The organism is Oceanospirillum sanctuarii (assembly GCF_002150805.1).
GTDB classification, from domain to species: domain Bacteria; phylum Pseudomonadota; class Gammaproteobacteria; order Pseudomonadales; family Halomonadaceae; genus Oceanospirillum; species Oceanospirillum sanctuarii.
The window spans coordinates 180,191-198,576 of the sequence record NZ_MTBA01000003.1; the positions used below are offsets into that span (position 1 = coordinate 180,191).

Annotated in this window: 14 protein-coding genes; 4 read left to right on the plus strand and 10 right to left on the minus strand. The window is 51.9% G+C overall.

Going from position 1 to position 18,386, the window contains the following annotated elements:
* Positions 1-56 precede the first annotated feature (56 nt).
* Both ptsP and BV405_RS04635 read right to left on the minus strand, forming a co-directional pair.
* Positions 57-2,351: a phosphoenolpyruvate--protein phosphotransferase gene (ptsP, locus tag BV405_RS04630; protein WP_086479702.1), complete on the minus strand. Its 2,295-nt coding sequence runs from the start codon at positions 2,349-2,351 to the stop codon at positions 57-59.
* A 131-nt stretch (positions 2,352-2,482) separates the two neighbouring features.
* Positions 2,483-2,974, minus strand: a complete 492-nt coding sequence (locus BV405_RS04635) for an RNA pyrophosphohydrolase (RefSeq protein WP_086479703.1) — start codon at positions 2,972-2,974, stop codon at positions 2,483-2,485.
* Between the two features lie 206 nt (positions 2,975-3,180).
* Between BV405_RS04635 and BV405_RS04640 the strand changes: the two genes are divergently transcribed.
* The 3 genes from BV405_RS04640 to BV405_RS04650 all read left to right on the plus strand — a co-directional run bounded on the left by BV405_RS04640 (position 3,181) and on the right by BV405_RS04650 (position 7,657).
* Positions 3,181-3,834 (plus strand): histidinol-phosphatase, encoded by a 654-nt coding sequence (locus tag BV405_RS04640; protein WP_086480136.1) that lies wholly within the window; start codon positions 3,181-3,183, stop codon positions 3,832-3,834.
* A gap of 132 nt (positions 3,835-3,966) precedes the next feature.
* Positions 3,967-5,094, plus strand: a complete 1,128-nt coding sequence (locus BV405_RS04645; RefSeq protein WP_086479704.1) for an FIST signal transduction protein — start codon at positions 3,967-3,969, stop codon at positions 5,092-5,094.
* A 1-nt stretch (position 5,095) separates the two neighbouring features.
* On the plus strand, positions 5,096-7,657 hold the full coding sequence (locus BV405_RS04650; protein ID WP_086479705.1) for a response regulator: 2,562 nt from the start codon (positions 5,096-5,098) through the stop codon (positions 7,655-7,657).
* Positions 7,658-7,776: 119 nt separating this feature from the next.
* On the opposite strand, the gene BV405_RS04655 is transcribed toward BV405_RS04650, so the two are convergent.
* From BV405_RS04655 to glaH, 4 genes are all read right to left on the minus strand, one after another.
* Positions 7,777-9,123: a TrpB-like pyridoxal phosphate-dependent enzyme gene (locus BV405_RS04655; protein WP_086479706.1), complete on the minus strand. Its 1,347-nt coding sequence runs from the start codon at positions 9,121-9,123 to the stop codon at positions 7,777-7,779.
* A 388-nt stretch (positions 9,124-9,511) separates the two neighbouring features.
* On the minus strand, positions 9,512-10,690 hold the full coding sequence (locus tag BV405_RS04665; protein ID WP_086479708.1) for an acyl-CoA dehydrogenase: 1,179 nt from the start codon (positions 10,688-10,690) through the stop codon (positions 9,512-9,514).
* Positions 10,691-10,964: 274 nt separating this feature from the next.
* The gene (gene lhgO, locus BV405_RS04670; RefSeq protein WP_086479709.1) at positions 10,965-12,158 is read right to left on the minus strand and encodes an L-2-hydroxyglutarate oxidase; all 1,194 of its coding nucleotides are present in this window, start codon (positions 12,156-12,158) and stop codon (positions 10,965-10,967) included.
* Between the two features lie 227 nt (positions 12,159-12,385).
* Entirely contained in the window at positions 12,386-13,360 is a 975-nt protein-coding gene (gene glaH / locus BV405_RS04675; protein WP_086479710.1) for a glutarate dioxygenase GlaH, read from the minus strand.
* 348 nt (positions 13,361-13,708) lie between these two features.
* Here glaH and csiR point away from each other — a divergent pair, with 348 nt between their 5' ends.
* Entirely contained in the window at positions 13,709-14,398 is a 690-nt protein-coding gene (csiR, locus tag BV405_RS04680) for a DNA-binding transcriptional regulator CsiR (protein WP_086480137.1), read from the plus strand.
* Between the two features lie 142 nt (positions 14,399-14,540).
* Here csiR and BV405_RS04685 read toward each other — a convergent pair whose 3' ends face one another.
* The 4 genes from BV405_RS04685 to BV405_RS04700 all read right to left on the minus strand — a co-directional run bounded on the left by BV405_RS04685 (position 14,541) and on the right by BV405_RS04700 (position 17,947).
* A complete protein-coding gene (locus BV405_RS04685) occupies positions 14,541-14,978 on the minus strand; it encodes a universal stress protein (RefSeq protein WP_086479711.1) in 438 nt (145 codons plus the stop codon).
* Between the two features lie 3 nt (positions 14,979-14,981).
* Entirely contained in the window at positions 14,982-16,298 is a 1,317-nt protein-coding gene (locus BV405_RS04690; protein WP_086479712.1) for a TRAP transporter large permease, read from the minus strand.
* The gene (locus BV405_RS04695; protein WP_245832238.1) at positions 16,288-16,761 is read right to left on the minus strand and encodes a TRAP transporter small permease subunit; all 474 of its coding nucleotides are present in this window, start codon (positions 16,759-16,761) and stop codon (positions 16,288-16,290) included. Before BV405_RS04695 ends, BV405_RS04690 begins: the two co-directional genes overlap by 11 nt.
* A 169-nt stretch (positions 16,762-16,930) precedes the next feature.
* Positions 16,931-17,947: a TRAP transporter substrate-binding protein gene (locus BV405_RS04700; RefSeq protein WP_086479714.1), complete on the minus strand. Its 1,017-nt coding sequence runs from the start codon at positions 17,945-17,947 to the stop codon at positions 16,931-16,933.
* Between the last annotated feature and the right edge of the window lie 439 nt (positions 17,948-18,386).

An 18,386-nucleotide genomic window follows, 5' to 3' on the forward strand; every position in this document is an offset into this window, starting at 1 on the left:
TGCGGGTCTTTTTTATTGTCAGGTGCCGGAGAGATCGTAATTCTGATTAGTGCTGTTTACTGAACTTTCTTCGGTGTTTTCAGGCTCATCACAGGCTGCAGCAGAGCACCCAGCCCCAGCTCGCCCATCATCTCAGCCAGCCGGGCAATCACTTCTTCTGACGTTCCCAACTGCAGAACCTGATCCAGCAGTGTTTCAGCATCTGCTTTTCGCAGCTGACGAATTGCCGACTTCACCCGGGGCAGGTTCACGGCGTTCATCGACAGTGCGTCATAGCCCATCGCCATCAGCAGCACAGCGCCACGGGGGTCACCCGCTAACTCACCACAAAGGCTCAGGCGACACTCGTGCCCACGACAGGACTGAGCAATGGTATTCAGCGCATTCAGAACCGCCGGATGGAAACTGCTGTAGAGATCTGCAACGCGAGGGTTGTTGCGGTCAACCGCCAGCAGGTACTGAGTCAGGTCGTTACTGCCCACCGACAGGAAATCCACCAGCTGTGCAATTCGGGATACCTGATAGATAGTACCCGGAACCTCGATCATAACGCCGATATCCGGGCGTTTCAGATCCAGCCCCTCTTCACACAACTCGGTAAAGGCACGCTCAATCAGCGAGATAGATTCCGTTACCTCAGGAAGGTTAGACACCATCGGCAGCATAATCTGGAGGTTATTCAGACCTTCACTGGCGCGCAACATCGCCCGCACCTGAACCAGAAACACTTCCGGATGATCCAGGGTGACACGAATACCGCGCCAGCCAAGAAACGGGTTAGCTTCGTTAATCGGGAAATAAGGCAGAGCTTTATCCCCACCAATATCCAACGTACGCATGGTCACCGGTTGTGGATAAAATGCTTTCAGCTGCTCACGGTAAACCTGTTGCTGCTCACCTTCCGACGGGAAGCGCTCACTGACCATGAAAGGCACTTCGGTACGAAAAAGCCCCACACCTTCGGCACCATGATTCAGTGAGTGTGTAATATCCTGAGCCAGACCTGTGTTCACCAGCAGCGGCATCTTAAAGCCGTCCAGAGTGACGCTCGGCAGACCCGCCAGATCTTCCAGTCCCTTCTGCAGCTTCTGTTCCGCCCGCATCAGGTTGCCGTACTGAATCAGCAGCTCATCACTGGGGTTGTTAAACACCACCCCCTGATAGCCATCCACAATCAGCTTCTGGCCGTTTAACAGACCCAAAGGCAGATCAATAGTCCCCATCACCGCAGGAATACCCATCGCCCGGGCCAGAATCGCAACGTGAGAGTTACTGGAGCCCTGAACAGAGACCAGCCCTGCCAGCTTCTCCTTCGGAATTTCACCCAGCATAGCTGGAGTGACCTCCTCACTGACCAGAATCGCTTTTTCAGGATATTCGATCTCGTCCTGCTCAATCTTCTGCAGATAAGCCAGCACGCGACGGCCCAGATCACGGATATCGGTAGCACGCTCTTTCAGGTAATCATCCTGAGAGAGTTCAAAGAAACGGGCATGACGGGTAACCACCTGACACAGAGCCCCCTGTGCCCAGTTACCCTCACCAATCTTGTTGATCACTTCCTGTCCCAGCGCGCTGTCATCTAACATACGCTGATAGGCTTCAAACAGGGCGCGCTCTTCCTCACTCAGACGCTGAGCAAGACGGCGGTTAACTTCGTGGATATCGTTACGAACAGCGGTCAGCGCTTCGCGGAACTGCTCGATCTCAGCATCCGGATCTTCCGGCACCCGATCCGGTACCGTATCCAGATTCGCCATCGGCAGAATCACCACCGCAGATCCCATAGCAATACCAGAGGTTCCGGCAACGCCTTTAAAGCAACTGCCGTGAATACTGTTTTGGGCAAGACCTGAAAGACTGGATGAGCCCGTGGCAAGAGAGTGCGCCAGAAGACCGGCCAGCTGGGCAGAAACTGTCACCAGAAAGGCTTCTTCACCCTCATCAAAGCGACGTTTTTCCTGCTGCTGAACCACGATAACGCCGAGAATACGGCGCTGATGGATGATAGGAACACCGAGGAAGCTGTGAAAACGCTCCTCACCGGTTTCGGCAAAATAGACATAGTTCGGATGCTGAGTGGCATCATCAAGGTTAACGGGTTCTTCCCGCTCACCGACATAACCTACCAGACCCTGACCGGCGTCGAGGGAAACCTGCTTAATGGATTCCTTCTTCAGACCCATGGTATCCATCAGGACGTAACGCTGCTGTTCCTGATCAAGCAGATAGACCGAACACACATCCGTCTTCATCGCCCGGCGAACCCTGCGCACAATAATCGAAAGCGTCTCGTCCAGAGTCCTGGCCGAGTTCACTTCCTGAACGATGCGCTGCAAGGTCTTGAGCATAATCACCCTCGTTTCTTAAGAGGTGTCAGACGGAGTCGTAATCCTGACGTTGTTGATTGATCCGTTGTCGATCTGAGATCGTCGATCTAAGGTTCTCGGATCGAACTTCCCGGATCTATAGTTTCTTGAGTCTATAAAGTCTTAAACAGATTCCTGTTGTATCGATGGGACAGCTCTTTCAGCGCCTTGCGGTACACTTCCCGCTTGAAGGGCACAACCTGTCCCAGTGGGTACCAGTAACTCACCCAGCGCCAACGGTCGAATTCCGGCGACGGCGAATGGTCAACACAGATACTTTTCTCGCCGCAGCGTAACTGCAGCAAAAACCACTTTTGTTTCTGGCCGATACACAGCGGTTTGCTGTGACGGCGAATCATTTTTCGCGGCAAACGATAGCGTAACCAGCCCCGGGTGCAGCCCAACACATGGACATCATCAGCACCCAGGCCGATCTCTTCTTTTAACTCGCGATAAAGGGCCTGCTCCGGTGTTTCGTGTTCTTTAATACCACCTTGCGGAAACTGCCATGCGTCTTGACCCACACGGCGCGCCCACAGCAGCTGCCCATACTGGTTCGTCAAGATTATACCGACATTGGGCCGGTAACCATCAGCATCAATCACGCAGATCACCTTGTATTTATATTAGCGCTATTGTTTCACAAAGCACCTGAGTTCTTCAATCAGACAACAGTTCTGCTGCTTTGGCAAATCAATCCTGTCAGAACAATCCTTTACAAGCTTTCGGGCTCTGGGATAATCGAGCTTTTCATCGATTATCCGGCTCCTTCCTCCGCGAAAGCCGCCCTATGCAGACTGGAGAACCTAACGTGAATCTGGCTATTTTTGACCTCGACAACACCCTTATCGCCGGAGACAGTGATCATGCCTGGGGCGAGTTTCTGACCGAGAAAGGCATTGTTGACGCCAAACTCTATAAAGAAGCCAATGACCGCTTCTACGAGCAGTACCAGAGCGGCACCATGGATATCATGGAATACCTGAATTTCTCACTGGCACCGCTGGCCGAGCATGAGCCGGAACAGCTGCACCAGTGGCACAACCAGTTTATGCAGGAAAAGATCGAGCCGATTCTGCTGGATAAAGCCTTCGCTAAACTGGACTGGCACCGCGAACAGGGTGACTACATTCTGATCATCACCGCCACCAACCGCTTTATCACAGAGCCGATCGCTGAGCGCTTAGGTGTACACGAACTGATCGCCATTGAGCCGGAACAGATTGACGGCCGTTACACTGGTAAGGTCGCCGGTATCCCAAGCTTTAAAGAAGGCAAGGTGATCCGCCTGAACAACTGGCTGGAAGATAAGTCCTTTGATCTGGCGGAAACCTGGTTTTACAGCGACTCCCACAACGACCTGCCTCTGCTACGCTTAGTAGGCAAACCGGTAGCCGTTGATCCTGACGAGAGTCTGCTGGCCGAGGCGCAGCAAAAAGGCTGGCCTGTTGAGTCCTTCCGCTAAGCCCGGAACCTCAGGCTCAATACAGCCTGAAACCTCCATAAAAAGCGCCTTAAGCAGGGCGCTTTTTTTTTGCCCGCTTTTAAGACACAATCTAAACACACCCATAAAATAAATCTTACAGGCGGTGGCGTTATGAAAATCAGGCAGCAGATCTTCGAAAACGGTCGCTGGACAACTCTTTCTGACGACGGTGTCAGCCAACCTCAGCTGGTACTCTACTTCGCCGCCCCCGAGATCTGCCGCAGCCAATCACCTTATCAGCAACTTCAGCAACAATTTCCCAATGCTCATATCGCAGGTTTGAGCACTGGCGGCGAAATTCTCGCCGATGAAGTTTTTGATGACTCCCTCGCGGCAACAGCCATTGAGCTGGAACACTCCCGAATAGAAACCGCCTCCGTTCATCTGACCGAAGAGCTCAGCTCATCTGCTGCAGGCCATGACCTGGTGCAACAACTGCCTCAAGAGGGGCTACGCCTGGTCTGGTTACTGAGCGACGGTCTTAAGGTGAACGGCAGCGAGCTGATCAGAGGCTGTCGGGAAGTCTTGCCTGAAGAGATCATGATCACCGGCGGACTTGCCGGAGATGGCCCGGATTTCACCACCACCTACACCGGCTGCAATGCCGAGCCAACAAGCGGTCAGCTGGTTGCCATAGGGTTTTATGGCGAGCGCCTGCAGGTCAGTAGCAGTAGTTTTGGTGGCTGGGATCGCTTTGGCCCGCTGCGCACCGTAACCCGCTCGGAAGACAATGTGCTGTATGAGCTGGATGGCCAACCGGCACTGGATCTGTACAAGCATTATCTGGGAGACGAAGCTCAGAACCTGCCCGGCAGCGGCCTGTTATTCCCGCTTTCGATACGTCCGCCCCATCAGGATGAAGGTGCCGTTGTGCGCACCATTCTCGCGGTGGATGAAAGCAACAACAGCCTGACCTTCGCCGGTAATGTACCGGAGGGTTACAGCGCTCAGCTGATGCGGGGCAACTTTGATCGTCTGATTGAAGGCGCGGCCAATGCGGCCGAACACCTGCAGCATCAGCAAGGTCGTGGACTGGCACTTCTGGTCAGCTGTATCGGCCGCAAGTTGCTGATGGGCCAACGTATCAACGATGAGGTTGAAGTGGTTGCCGATATTCTGGGGCAGGATATCGCCCTGACCGGTTTTTATTCCTATGGAGAGATCGCCCCGGATGGCTATACAGGTCAGTGCGAACTGCACAATCAGACCATGACCATCACTCTGCTGCAGGAGCACTAAGATGCACAAACTTCTGCAGCGTCAGCTGGCAAAAGCCAGACGAAGATCGGGCACTGATCAGCCGGATATGGATTATCTGCTGCAGCTGATCAGTGACAGCTACGATGAGGCTGATAAAGAGCACCGACTGGCAGATCGCGCCGCCAAGCTGATGGAAGAAGAGCTGGTCACCCTGCACCGGCAACATATCGATCAGGCCCGGCAGTACTTCGAAACCGTACTCAGCCGGGTAGGTGATGGAGTGCTCTTTCTCGACAGCCGACAACGGATTCAAAACGGAAATAAACAGGCCGAGATACTGCTGGATCAGCCACTGGAACTGTTGCAGCAACACCCTCTTGATGAACTCTTCGATCAGGCTCCCAACGCTGACCAGCGCCAGCTGGAAACCCGAATAGCCCATAATCAAAGCCCTGTCGAGCTGGTGCTCAGCCAACTCACCCACGATGGCCGCCAGGAGTCCCTGCTGATTATCCGTGATATCAGTGAGCGGGTTGCGGCACAGGACAAGTTACGTCAGAGCAAATCCATGTTCCGGGATTTTGCCGAATCCTCCTCGGACTGGTTCTGGGAAACCGATGCAAAACACAGGGTCATCTCCCTGACCGGTTTTACCCCGGTACTGAAACGGATCGATCAGGAGAGCATGATCGGCCGCAGCCGTATGGAGCTGATGAAAAACGCACCGTCCGAGGTCTTTGAACAGCATATTGATGATCTGAACGCTCACCGGCCATTCAGAGATCTGGAGTATGAGCTGGAAGGCAACGATAGCCCTGTTCTGGTTTCTGTCAGCGGCAAGCCCCGCTTTGATGCTGAAGGCAATTTTATTGGCTATCGCGGCACTGCCAGAGACATCACCGAACTGCGTAAAACCGATGAGTATCTGGAGCAGATCGAGAACCGCCTGCGCACCGCCATCGGCAGTATTAACGAAGGTATCGCCCTGTTTGATAAAGACGATCAGCTGGTGCTGTTCAACGAGCGCACCAAAGAGCTTTATCCACAAATGGCGGATAAGATTGAACTCGGCGTTACCTACCCGGAACTGGCTCACACGCTGGTGGAGCGTAACGCTCTGGTATTACCGGTCGACAAAGATGTCTGGCTTCAGTATCAGATCAATAAAGAGACCCGCTATACGGTACGGATCAACACCGCAGAAACCACCGATGGTCGCTTTATACAGGCACTGGAATACCCTACCCCTGAAGGTGGCACCGTAGGCATCTACAGCGATGTGACCGACACCCAGAAACTGCAGGAGCAACTACGTACCGAGAAAGAACGGGCTGAGTTTGCCAATCAGGCCAAGTCTGAGTTTCTGGCTAATATGAGCCACGAGATCCGCACACCGATGAACGCCATTATCGGCCTCAGTCATCTGGCTCTGCTGTCCACCGAGCTGACACCGGAACAGACCGAATATCTGGATAAGATTCACTACTCCTCGAAGCAGCTGCTGGGCATACTGAACGACATTCTCGATTTCTCCAAAATTGAAGCGGGCAAGCTATCCATCGAACCGCAGCATTTTGAGCTGTCAGACCTGATAGCCCACACCGATACCCTGCTGAAACCTCTGCTGGACGGTCGTCCTATTGAGCATCAGTGGCAGGTCACGCCCAATACCCCTGCAGAGTTCTTTGGTGACCTGATGCGCATCAATCAGGTGCTGGCCAACCTGAGCAGTAATGCCGCCAAGTTTACCGAACAGGGGCAGATAAAAATCAGTATCTCCTGCCGTCCGGCGTCTCCGGAATCTGATGATGCTGAACATCAGTCTCAGCGACCGCCCTATCCGAACGCCAGAGGGGTTGAGCTGATTATCGCTGTGCAGGATACCGGTATCGGCATATCCAAAGAGAAACAAGCCCATCTCTTTACCGCCTTTACGCAGGCCGATGCCTCCATTACCCGCCAGTTTGGTGGGACAGGGCTTGGCCTTGCCATCAGTAAACAGCTGTGTGAAATGATGCAGGGCGACCTCACCGTTTCCAGTGAAGCCGCTCAGGGCAGCTGCTTTACGGCAACGCTTAAACTCTGGTCGTTAAGTGATCAGGTCTATAAAACAGCCATTCAGAGCGTTTCCCATCCTAATTCCATCAACGGAAATGGGCTGATGCCAAAAACTGAACTGAACCAGCCTTCAGGCCAACCGGAATCAGCTCCGGCCATGAAAGAAACTCAGCGCGAAGCCCAGGTGTTACTGGTTGAAGATAACAGTATCAATCAGATGGTTGCCGGGCGTTTTCTGGACAAGATCGGCATCTCATTTGAGCTGGCGGAAAATGGTGAGCAGGCGCTGGAGAAGATCAGACATAACCACTATCAACTGGTTTTGATGGATCTGCAGATGCCGGTAATGGATGGTCTGACGGCAACCCATAAAGTCCGTGAAGAACTGGGCATGATAGATCTGCCGATTATCGCCATGACCGCCAACGCCATGCAGGGCGATAAGGAGCGCTGTCTGGAAGCCGGTATGTCGGATTACCTCTCCAAACCGATCGACTTTATGGCCTTAAAAGAGAAGCTGGAACGCTGGCTGTCCGATAGCTGAAATTTACATTCCAACCCGACAAAACAGCCATAAAAAAACACCGCCAGCTGGCGGTGTTTTTTGGTCTTCTGACGCTAAGCCAGACAAGAGATAGATAACGCTCTTGTCCCGCACCGCACTCAGAACTTTGGCAGATTCGCCAGAGACGCTTTGATCGCCTCTTCCGGATATTCAAAGTCTTCCAGCTCGCCCTTAAAGAAGCGATCGTAAGAAGTCATATCGAAGTGACCGTGACCGGAAAGCGTAAACAGCAGGGTTTTCGCTTCGCCGGTTTCCTTGCAACGCAGCGCCTCACGGATCACACCCGCGATAGCGTGGTTGGATTCCGGAGCCGGAACGATACCTTCGGTACGGGCAAACAGCACACCCGCTTCGAAAGTCTCTTTCTGGCCAACCGCCATCGCCTCCAGCAGACCTTCATGGTACAGCTGGCTCACCAGTGCAGACTGACCGTGATAACGCAGACCACCGGCGTGGATGCCCGGCGGCATAAAGTCGTGACCCAACGTGTACATCTTCATCATCGGAGTCAGACCGGAAGAATCACCGAAGTCATAGGTGTATTCACCCTTAGTCAGTGACGGACAGGAGGTCGGCTCAACACCGATCAGACGCACCTCTTTACCCGCAGCTTTATCAGCAAAGAATGGGAAGGCGATACCGCCGAAGTTAGAACCACCACCGGATGGCGCAAAGACCATATCCGGATATTCACCCACCATTTCCAGCTGCTTCTTCGCTTCCTGACCGATAATGGTCTGGTGCAGCAGAACGTGGTTCAGTACCGAACCCAGCGCGTAGTTTGCTTCCGGAGTACCGGCGGCTTCTTCCACCGCTTCAGCAATGGCGATACCCAGAGAACCTTGCGAATCTGGATCTTTCGCCAGTACATCACGACCAACCTGAGTCATGTTGGTTGGGCTTGGGAATACGTTCGCACCCCAGGTCTGCATCAGCAAACGGCGATATGGCTTCTGACCATAGCTCACCTTCACCATATAAACGCGAACATCCAGACCGAACATCTGACCTGCCAACGCAAGGGAACTACCCCACTGACCGGCACCGGTTTCCGTGATCAGGCGCTTAACACCTTCCTGCTTGTTGTAGTAAGCCTGAGGGATGGCAGAGTTTGGCTTGTGAGAACCGGCCGGACTTACGGATTCGTTCTTGAAGAAGATCTTACAAGGAGTGCCCAGTGCTTTTTCCAGTTCGGTAGCACGAACCAGCGGAGCCGGACGCCACAACAGCAGCTTTTCACGCACTTCGTCAGGAATCTTGATCCAGCGCTCGGCGGACATCTCCTGCTCAATAATCGCATTCGGGAAAATGGCACTCAGCGCATCAGGGCCAACAGGCTGGCCATCGGGACCCAGAGGTGGTGTCGGAGCATTCGGCATGTCAGCCACCACATTGTACCAATGGGTCGGCATCTCATTTTCCGGCAGCCAGATTTTCTTTTGCATACTTCCTCCAAATAATAACGGGGTTCCGGTGTTCTTATTCTGCTTTGATGGCGCTCCGTTCGGGTAAACAGAAGCAGCAGTTATTTTTCATATCCGGTAACCGTGACCTTATTTCCGGTTTCAGGCTATTAGGCATAAGTCATGAACGAAATAAGGGAAAAACAGTTTACATGTTCAGCAATTTTCGCCAAAGGCTCTCGCAGGCTTTTTGGCTGAAAAAAACACCGGAAAATCGCCCAGCAATAACAAAAAAAGCCTGCCACAGGGGGCAGGCTAAAGCACGGTTAGTTCAGCAAGCAAGCTAGGGGCGATGACGACGACCGAACACCGCCCGGATCTCTAACCGTTTGACACAGAGTGTGTTTCACACGGGATTCAGCTTCAGTGATTAACCAAACGCCTGAATACCAGTCTGGGCACGACCCAGAATCAGAGCGTGGATATCGTGAGTACCTTCGTAGGTGTTCACCGCTTCCAGGTTCATTGAGTGACGGATCACATGGAACTCATCAGAGATACCGTTACCACCGTGCATATCACGGGCAACACGGGCGATATCCAGAGATTTACCACAAGAGTTGCGCTTGATCAGAGAGATTAGCTCAACCGGGCAGTTCCCCTCGTCCATCAGACGGCCTGCCTGAAGACAGCCCTGCAGACCCAGAGTAATTTCAGTCTGCATGTCTGCCAGTTTCTTCTGCACCAGCTGAGTCGCTGCCAGAGGACGGTTGAACTGGATACGATCCAGAGAGTACTGACGTGCCGCGTGCCAGCAGAATTCCGCCGCACCCAGAGCACCCCAGGCGATACCGTAACGGGCTTTGTTCAGACAGCCGAACGGGCCTTTCAGACCTTTCACGTTAGGCAGCAGGTTCGCTTCCGGAACGAAGACGTTATCCATCACGATTTCACCTGTGATAGACGCACGCAGAGAGAACTTACCTTCGATCTTCGGCGTGGTCAGACCTTCCATACCACGCTCCAGAATAAAGCCGTGGATCTCACCATCCAGCTTCGCCCAAACCACCATCACATCAGCGATTGGCGAGTTAGTGATCCACATTTTTGCACCGGTCACACGGAAACCACCGTCAACGCGCTCGGCACGGGTTTTCATACCGCCCGGATCGGAACCTACGTCCGGCTCGGTCAGACCGAAGCAACCTACCCACTCACCGGTAGCCAGCTTCGGCAGATATTTTTCACGCTGCTCTTCAGAGCCATAAGCGTAGATCGGGTGCATCACCAGAGAGGACTGCACACTCATCGCAGAACGGTAACCACTGTCTACGCGCTCTACTTCACGAGCCGCCAGACCATAACAAACGTGGTTAACTTCCGCGCAGCCGTATTTCTCCGGCAGGGTGCTGCCCAGAAGGCCCATTTCACCCATTTCATTCATAATTTCGCGATGGAAGATCTCATCGCGGTTAGCCTGCAGAACCCGAGGTTGCAGCTTGCCCTGACAATATTCACGGGCCATATCACGCACCATGCGCTCTTCTTCCGTGAGTTGCTGATCCAGATTGAACGGGTCTTCCCAATTAAATGCTGCGCGTTGGCTCATGTTCGTTAACCTCTGTCTTTCTTTGGCTTTTAGAATTATTGGTTGATTAGATTCGATAGAGAGATCTGATGTATCGAAGTTAGCGAGGGCAGAACGATAAGTACAATATATGAATCATATACTTTCTATAAGAAGCCATTATCAAGATGACGCACAGGTCACTACCGCACCTCTTCCTGCTGTCTCAGCCATAAAAAAACCCCGGAACCGGCAAGCGGTTTCGGGGCTTTTTTATACAACCAGTCTGAGCACAGATTGGCGATCTGAAAGGTGCTTACGCGAAGTTCGCAGCAGCCTCTTCCAGAATGTGTTTGCCGATCGGAATCGCAGAGGTCGCTGCCGGTGACGGCGCGTTACATACGTTGATGGTGCGCTTGGTTTTAACGAACAGGAAGTCGTCTACCAGCTTGCCATCTTCCGATACCGCCTGAGCACGAACACCCGCTGGGTAAGCACCCAGATCAGATTTCTTGATGATCGGGCAGTACTTATTCACTTCCTTCAGGTAGCCGCCTTTGAAGATAGAGTTCTTCATCTCAATCAGACCTGGCTTCAGGTTGTCTTTCAGTACTTTCAGGATACCCGGATAGGTCAGCGCTTCGATGCTGTCTTTCAGGGAGATATCGGTTTTCTTGTAGCCTTCACGCTTCCACGCCATTACCGCGTTAGGACCTACGGTTACGGTGCCGTCGATCATACGGGTCAGGTGCACGCCAAGGAACGGCATGCTCGGATCAGGAATCGGGTAGATCAGGTGGTTTACAACCTGATTGTGCTCCGGCTTCAGCAGATAGTACTCGCCACGGAACGGGCAGATCTTGAACTTAGGCTTGATACCCAGCATACGCACGATGCGATCCGCCATCAGGCCGGAACAGGAGATCATATACTTACTGGTGAAGGAACCACGACTGGTGGTAACAACCACTTCAGAATCGGTTTCTTTCAGCGCTTTAACTTCGCAGTTAAATTCGATGGTGCCGCCGGCTTCACGAACTTTGTCCGCCATCACTTCAGTCACACGACGGTAGCTGACGATGCCGCTTGAAGGTACGAAGATACCACCGATACCTGTGATGTTCGGCTCACGCTCTTTCAGCTCTTCCGCGTTCAGCCAGTAACGCTCGATGCCGTTAGCTTCGGTACGTTCCCACAGCGCTTTCATACGCTCCATTTCGATGTCGTTGGTGGCAACCAGCAGCTTGCCGCACTCATCGTAAGGAATGTTGTTCTCGTCACAGAAAGCTTTAGTCGCTTTGTTACCTTCCAGACAGAATTTCGCCTTCAGGCTGCCCGGCGTGTAGTAAACACCCGCGTGAATTACGCCGGAGTTATGACCGGTCTGATGCTCAGCAACCTGAGATTCTTTTTCCAGTACCAGCAGTTTGGCATCGGGCTTCTGTTGTAGCAGCTGCATCGCGGTGGACATACCTACGATGCCGCCGCCGATGATGATGTAATCGTACATTCTGTTCCTCGCTTGGCGCGAATAGAGCTTCTGTAAGGCAGATCCGGCGTTACAGAAATGCAGTGTCTATAAGGCAGTTTACCCCGCCGGGAGCTCAATGCTTCCAGGCAGGGTAAGGACCGAAGGATACCCCTCAGGTCAGCCGGAAACCATCATGTTTCCGGCTTTTGCTTCCACGTTCTTTCACCGTCGAAAGGTGACCAGTGACAGGTCAGCCGTTGACCGGATTACTGGCGTGGCTTGCGCAGGGTTTTCTTGTGCGTGAAGTAACCACGCTGACGCATCAGTTCACGACGCAGCTCTGGGTGTGGAGTGAACTTGTCACGACCGTGCAGCCACATGTGGTTGTTGATCAGCAGGAAGCTACCTACTGGTACACGGATAGACTGGATGCCTTTACTGGTCTCGAAAGACTCGCCCAGCTCAGACAGGAACACACCTTCTTCCAGGTTTGCAGGCTGTGCAAACTGATCGATGTAAGAAGTGATGATGTCACCGTTTACATCCAGATCGAATACCGGGTGGTAGATGTCTTTAGAGATATTCTTGCTTGGTGGAACAGCCCAACGGATATCGCGGTACGCCAGAGGGTGAGTAGAGAATTTCTCCAGATCTTCCCAGTCGTCCAGGTGCAGCAGCAGAGAGTTACCGCCTTCCATGTTCTGCTCGTCGATTTTCAGCATCAGGTTGAAGTCAGTGTCTTCTTCAACGTAAGTACCGTCGTTGTGCAGCTCCATTACGCGGTGTGGCTGACGCAGGTAGCTGTCAGAGTTATCAACATTCACAACCGCAAAACGTGCGTAGTATTTGCCGCTCATGGCATCAAAGTTGGAACGACCCATCAGGTGAGCAACAGCAGTGGTGAAACGCACCATGTCATCCGCCTGAGATACATCATCCAGACCTTCCGGAGTGATCAGCAGAGCACCAGTCTGACGATCGGTCAGAGTGTCTACCAGGAAGCCGTGCAGTTTGTTGCCACACAGATCGTCCAGAACTTTAGCAACACGGAAACGCAGGAAAGACTTATATTCCAGCGCCTGAATCGGCCACTCTTCGATTGCTGCGAAGAATTTCTCAACGGTTTCTTTGCTGAATTTCAGCTCAAGAAGACGACCGTTGCTCTGCTCAGAAACAGAAACAGTGAAACCTTTGTATTCAGTACCGGCGGTCAGGCCGTTGCGTTCGATAACAGTGCTCATCTTTAGTGGCTCCTGCAGTGCTTAATCATGCTGCTAATAGGGTTTGTCGTTGTTTTGGCTCTGTGAATTGAGCCGCTTGGACACTTAAAATGTCTCGATGAACAAATAATATATTCATTCTACAAAAATATCTACATTTTTTATTATTGAAGATAAAATACCCAAAGCTAGAGCAAAGACACCTGTGCTGAGAGAACAGCAAAGAAACTCCGCCTGAGTTGTAAGGCCGGAGACTCTGTTTATAATCAGCAGCATGCGCAACCGATGGAACCAACCGGAAAAATGAATACGCCCGTGACAAACAGCACACACAGCAATGGCAACGCCGCAGGCGTGACCGAGAAAGAGATGGTGGAAGGCAGCAAAGCCAATCAGGCCACTATCGCCTATCGTTTGCTGAAGCAGGACATCATCAATGGCGCATACCAACCCGGCGACAAACTGCTGATGAGCCATCTGAAAAGTCATTACGAGATTGGCGCAGGCCCCATGCGTGAGGCGCTGTCACAGCTGGTGGCGGATCGTCTGGTTACCGCGATCAGCCAGCGCGGCTTCCGGGTGGCAGAGATGTCAGAGGAAGAGCTGACCGATATTTATGATGCCCGTGCACACCTTGAAGCCCTGATTACTGGTCTTGCGGTTGAACGCGGCGATGAAGATTGGGAAGCGGAAGTACTGGGCGAAGCCCACAAGCTGTCGCGGGTTAATGAAGTGAACACACCGGAAGAGATGCTGCAGGTGTGGGATCGTCGCCATAAATCTTTCCATCAGGCGATAGTGAACGGCTGCGGCTCGCCAAAACTTCTGGAGATGCGCGCCTCCCTGCTGGATCAGGCGGAACGCTATCGTCAGCTCTGGCTGAAGCAAACGGTTTTCTCCCAGAACGCACTGGAAGAGAAACGTCAGGAGCATGCCGAGCTGGTGGATGCTCTGCTGAACCGTGACAAGGCCAAAGCAACGGAACTCATGTACGGTCATATCCTGAGCCCGATTCCGATTATCCGCAAACTGCTGCCTCAGAGTATTCCTGCCAACTGATCACAGCTCTGCTTTAGATGTGAAAAGACCAATCTGAACCAACAGAGTTAAAAAAGCAGATATAAAAAAACCTCAGCCGCCGAAGCGTCTGAGGTTTTTTTGTACCCTTTGCCTCGCTTTTAAAGCGGGCTTCCGGTCATGCTTACCATTTCTTCTCGTCGCGAACGACAAAGACAGAGCAGTTGGCGTGACGCAGAATCTTCTCAGCGTTTGAACCCAGAAGATAGCTGGAGAAACCCGGACGACCCGCAGCCACAATAATGACTTCAGGTTTTACCTTCTCGGCCTCTTCCAGCACGGTGTCGTAAACCACACCGGACTTCACACGGCATTTACCGCGCAGATGCTCAGGAACGTATTTTTTGAACAGGCTCTTCACCTGCTGCTTCATATCGTCCTGCGCCTGCTTTACTGCATCTTCTGACAGGGAGAAGTTGCCGTGATGCACCAGATTCTGATCCACATAGATCCCGTGGATCTCACCTTTTTCATCACCAATCAACTGCTGCGCCAGCGCAACCGCTTTAGGGAACATGTCTTCATGTTCCAGATCCATCGGGATCAAAACTGTGTTGTACATAATCTATCCCATTACCTTATTTGGCAGCCACATCACCAGATCCGGATTCAGCATACAGATGATCAGCACCATCAGTTTCAGCAGGATGAAAGGAGTCACCGATTTATAGATGTCGAGCATGGTGACATCGGGCGGTGCGATACCTTTAAGATAGAAGAGTGCGAAACCGTATGGCGGTGTTTGTACCGCGATCTCAATGTTCAGAATCATCAGAATACCGAACCAGATCGGGTCAAAGCCCAGATCAACCACGATTGGCGTGAATAGCGGCGCACACATCAGAACGATGATGAATTCGTCGATGATAAAGCCAAGACCCAGCATCACCAGCTGCATCAGGATAATCACACCCAGAGGTGGAAGACCCAGATCTTTGGTGAAGTTGGCAATCATGTCCTGAACACCCATCAGCAGATGGAAGTTACTGAACAGAGACGCACCCAGGATGATCCACATCGCTACAGAAACCAGCATTGCGGTTTCCATGCCAGCCATCTTAAACATCCCCAGTCGGAAACGCTTAAAGAAGAAGGCGAGAATAATCGCACCAACAACACCGATAGCACCGGACTCGGTTGGTGTTGCAATACCGCTGATAATACTGCCCAGTACTGCGAAGATCAGAAGTACCGACATAAAGCCGTCACGCAGGGTGCGGGCTTTTTCTTTCGGTGTCATCTTGGCTTCAGCACCCGTGCCCATAGGCGCACGCTCCGGATTCAGCTTACAGCTGATCAGGATGTAGGCTACCAGAACGATAATCGCCAGAGCCGCCGGGAACAGCGCCGCCATGAACATCTTACCCACGGAGTTCTGGGTGGATGCAGCGAACATAATCATAGGTACGCTTGGTGGAATCAGAATACCCAGACCACCACCAGCCATGATCACACCCAGCGCCAGACGCTTGTCGTAACCACGATCCAGCATAGGTTTCAGAGCAATACTACCGGAGGTCATGATGCCGGCACCGATAATGCCCACCATAGCGCCAATCATGGAACATACGCCGATCACGCTGATTGCCAGAGAACCACGGATCTTACCGATCACCAGCTGGCTGGCGTTGAACATCGCATCACCGATACCGGATCGGGTCAGCAGCTGTCCCATGTAGATATAAAGAGGAATCGCCAGCAGAATAAAGCTGAACATGGTCGATTCGAAGGTATTTGGCAGAATATTGAAAATACCTTCACCCCAGGTTGCATAACCCACGGCCATCGCAATACCGCCCAGTGCAAACCCAACCGGGGCACCCAGCGCAAAGCTCACCAGAATACAGAGCAGCAGAACACCGCTGAGCAACTCAATTCCCATCGTCTTCATCCTCTTCTTCTGGCTCAGAGATCAACGCATGTCCGGCCACAACATAATAGATATCTTTCACCATATTACTGGTGATCTGCAGAGTGATCAGTGCACCGGATACCACCAGCATCATCCAGAAATGATGGGTCGGCGGAGCCCAGTTACTCATCTTGCGATAGTTGAACTGCAGCGCCTCACCAAACTTTTCGTAAGCGATCATCATCAGGACAAACATAAAGAAAATGCCCAGCAGTCCGGTCAGGACATCAAAAACACGCTTAGTCTTTGGTGAAACGGCAAGATAGAGAATATCGACGTTGATGTGCGTTTTTTTCTGATAGGCGTAAGCACCGCCCAAACCCACCAGATACGCAGACAGGAACAAAGAGGTATCGTAAGCCCAGATAGTAGGCTGGTTAAAAATGTATCGCGAACCCACTTCGAATGCGATCACAGCCGCCAACAGGGGCATCAGAACAGAGACGCTTTTCCCTATGAAGCGAACGAGCCGATCAATCCATGAGCAGTAAAATATAAATATTTTTTTAACCATAACACTATGCCTGCAGTGAAAAAAAAATAAAGGGCGGAGTTCGCCCTTTATTTAACAACGGAACCTGACATTCCAATAAGCCGGAAGCTTACTTTTTCAGGATCTCAATCAGCTCAGCGCTGAACTTGTCAGACTTCGCGTACTCGTCCCACAGAGACTCACCCGCTTTAGCCCATGCAGCTTTGTCAGCTTCGCTTGGCTCTGGGCTCCACTTCATGCCTTTCGCTTCCATATCAGCGATTGCTTCAGCTTCCCACAGACGAGACTTAGTCATCTGCTCACGAGCGTGAACAGTCGTTGCTGCTTTAACGATCGCTTTCAGATCAGCAGGCAGTTTGTTCCATGCTTTCTGGTTAACCACAACAGGCAGTACCTGTGCACCCGCCAGAGGCAGACGGTACATGTACTTAGCAACTTCTACGTGGTTACCATCGCGGTGGTCGATCAGGTTAGAACCGATAGAACCGTCGATTACGCCAGTTGCCAGACCGGTGTAGATCTCGCTCCAGGTCATAGATACAGGAGATGCACCCAGGTTACGTACGAACTTGCCGTATGCGCCCGGAGCACGCAGTTTCAGACCTTTAAAGTCTGCAACAGAGTTGATTGGCTTTTTAGTCAGCAGGTAAACCGGTGGCTGGATGTAAGGATCCAGGTAAACCAGACCTTGCTCGCCGTATGCTTTAGTCAGAACTTCGTTCCAGCCATCTTCGTGGAACAGAACGCTCAGTTTAGCAACGTCAGCAGTACCACCTGGCAGACCAACTTCAACGATACCCGCTGGCAGTTCACCGGCGTTCATTGGCTGGAAGTGAGCACCCATGGTGATCAGGCCAGACTTAACCGCACCCAGAATACCTGTAGTGGAAACACCTTCACCGGCGTACATCATTTTTACGGAGATACGGCCACCGGACATCTCTTCGATGTTCTTAGCCATGTTGCCGTAAACTTCACCGAAAGCAGTACCACGGGAGTACAGGTTAGCAAAGCGCCAGTTGTGCTCTGCTGCTTGTGCAGTGGAAGTCATAGCGCCCAGGCCCATTACAGCAGCCAGGGAACCCGTCAGAATCTGTTTCTTGAGTTGACCGATTTTTTTCAGCATCTTTTTGCTCACTTTAATTGTTATTTCAGTTTAGGGGCATCATCTGCACCGGGATAACCATCTGTAGTGGTTTTAAACCGGTAATAGGGTCGACGATAAGAGGACATCATCGGAGCTACAAAGAGTGCAACAAAGTGAAGGGCTTACCCGAAGGAAAACGACTCCGTATCAGCTAAGAAATAGCCTGTATTTCTTAGCCGTTTGCCGGCACTGCATCGCAGACTAGCCCCGAAGGTATATAGACAGGTTAAATAAGTAAAGAATATGACAATTATATTTATGATAATTTTTTTTGATACTTAAGCTTATGCATTATTGATGGGCAGAAGTGAAAAGCACTGCATCAGCTTAGGTCAGGAAGGGTAAATAAGTGATAATTTTCAATAAGATAGCTTTTATCGCCAATCAATAAATTGACCTGCCTCACGCTCAAAACTAA

Coding starts and splice junctions, on each gene's coding strand:
- BV405_RS04655 (WP_086479706.1), bottom strand. CDS start 9,123: ATGCAAAAGAAAATCTGGCTGCCGGAAAATGAGATGCCGACCCATTGG.
- BV405_RS04665 (WP_086479708.1), bottom strand. CDS start 10,690: ATGAGCCAACGCGCAGCATTTAATTGGGAAGACCCGTTCAATCTGGAT.
- BV405_RS04685 (WP_086479711.1), bottom strand. CDS start 14,978: ATGTACAACACAGTTTTGATCCCGATGGATCTGGAACATGAAGACATG.
- ptsP (WP_086479702.1), bottom strand. CDS start 2,351: ATGCTCAAGACCTTGCAGCGCATCGTTCAGGAAGTGAACTCGGCCAGG.
- glaH (WP_086479710.1), bottom strand. CDS start 13,360: ATGAGCACTGTTATCGAACGCAACGGCCTGACCGCCGGTACTGAATAC.
- BV405_RS04700 (WP_086479714.1), bottom strand. CDS start 17,947: ATGCTGAAAAAAATCGGTCAACTCAAGAAACAGATTCTGACGGGTTCC.
- BV405_RS04695 (WP_245832238.1), bottom strand. CDS start 16,761: ATGCCCCTGTTGGCGGCTGTGATCGCATTCGAAGTGGGTTCGCGATAC.
- lhgO (WP_086479709.1), bottom strand. CDS start 12,158: ATGTACGATTACATCATCATCGGCGGCGGCATCGTAGGTATGTCCACC.
- csiR (WP_086480137.1), top strand. CDS start 13,709: ATGGTGGAAGGCAGCAAAGCCAATCAGGCCACTATCGCCTATCGTTTG.
- BV405_RS04645 (WP_086479704.1), top strand. CDS start 3,967: ATGAAAATCAGGCAGCAGATCTTCGAAAACGGTCGCTGGACAACTCTT.
- BV405_RS04690 (WP_086479712.1), bottom strand. CDS start 16,298: ATGGGAATTGAGTTGCTCAGCGGTGTTCTGCTGCTCTGTATTCTGGTG.
- BV405_RS04650 (WP_086479705.1), top strand. CDS start 5,096: ATGCACAAACTTCTGCAGCGTCAGCTGGCAAAAGCCAGACGAAGATCG.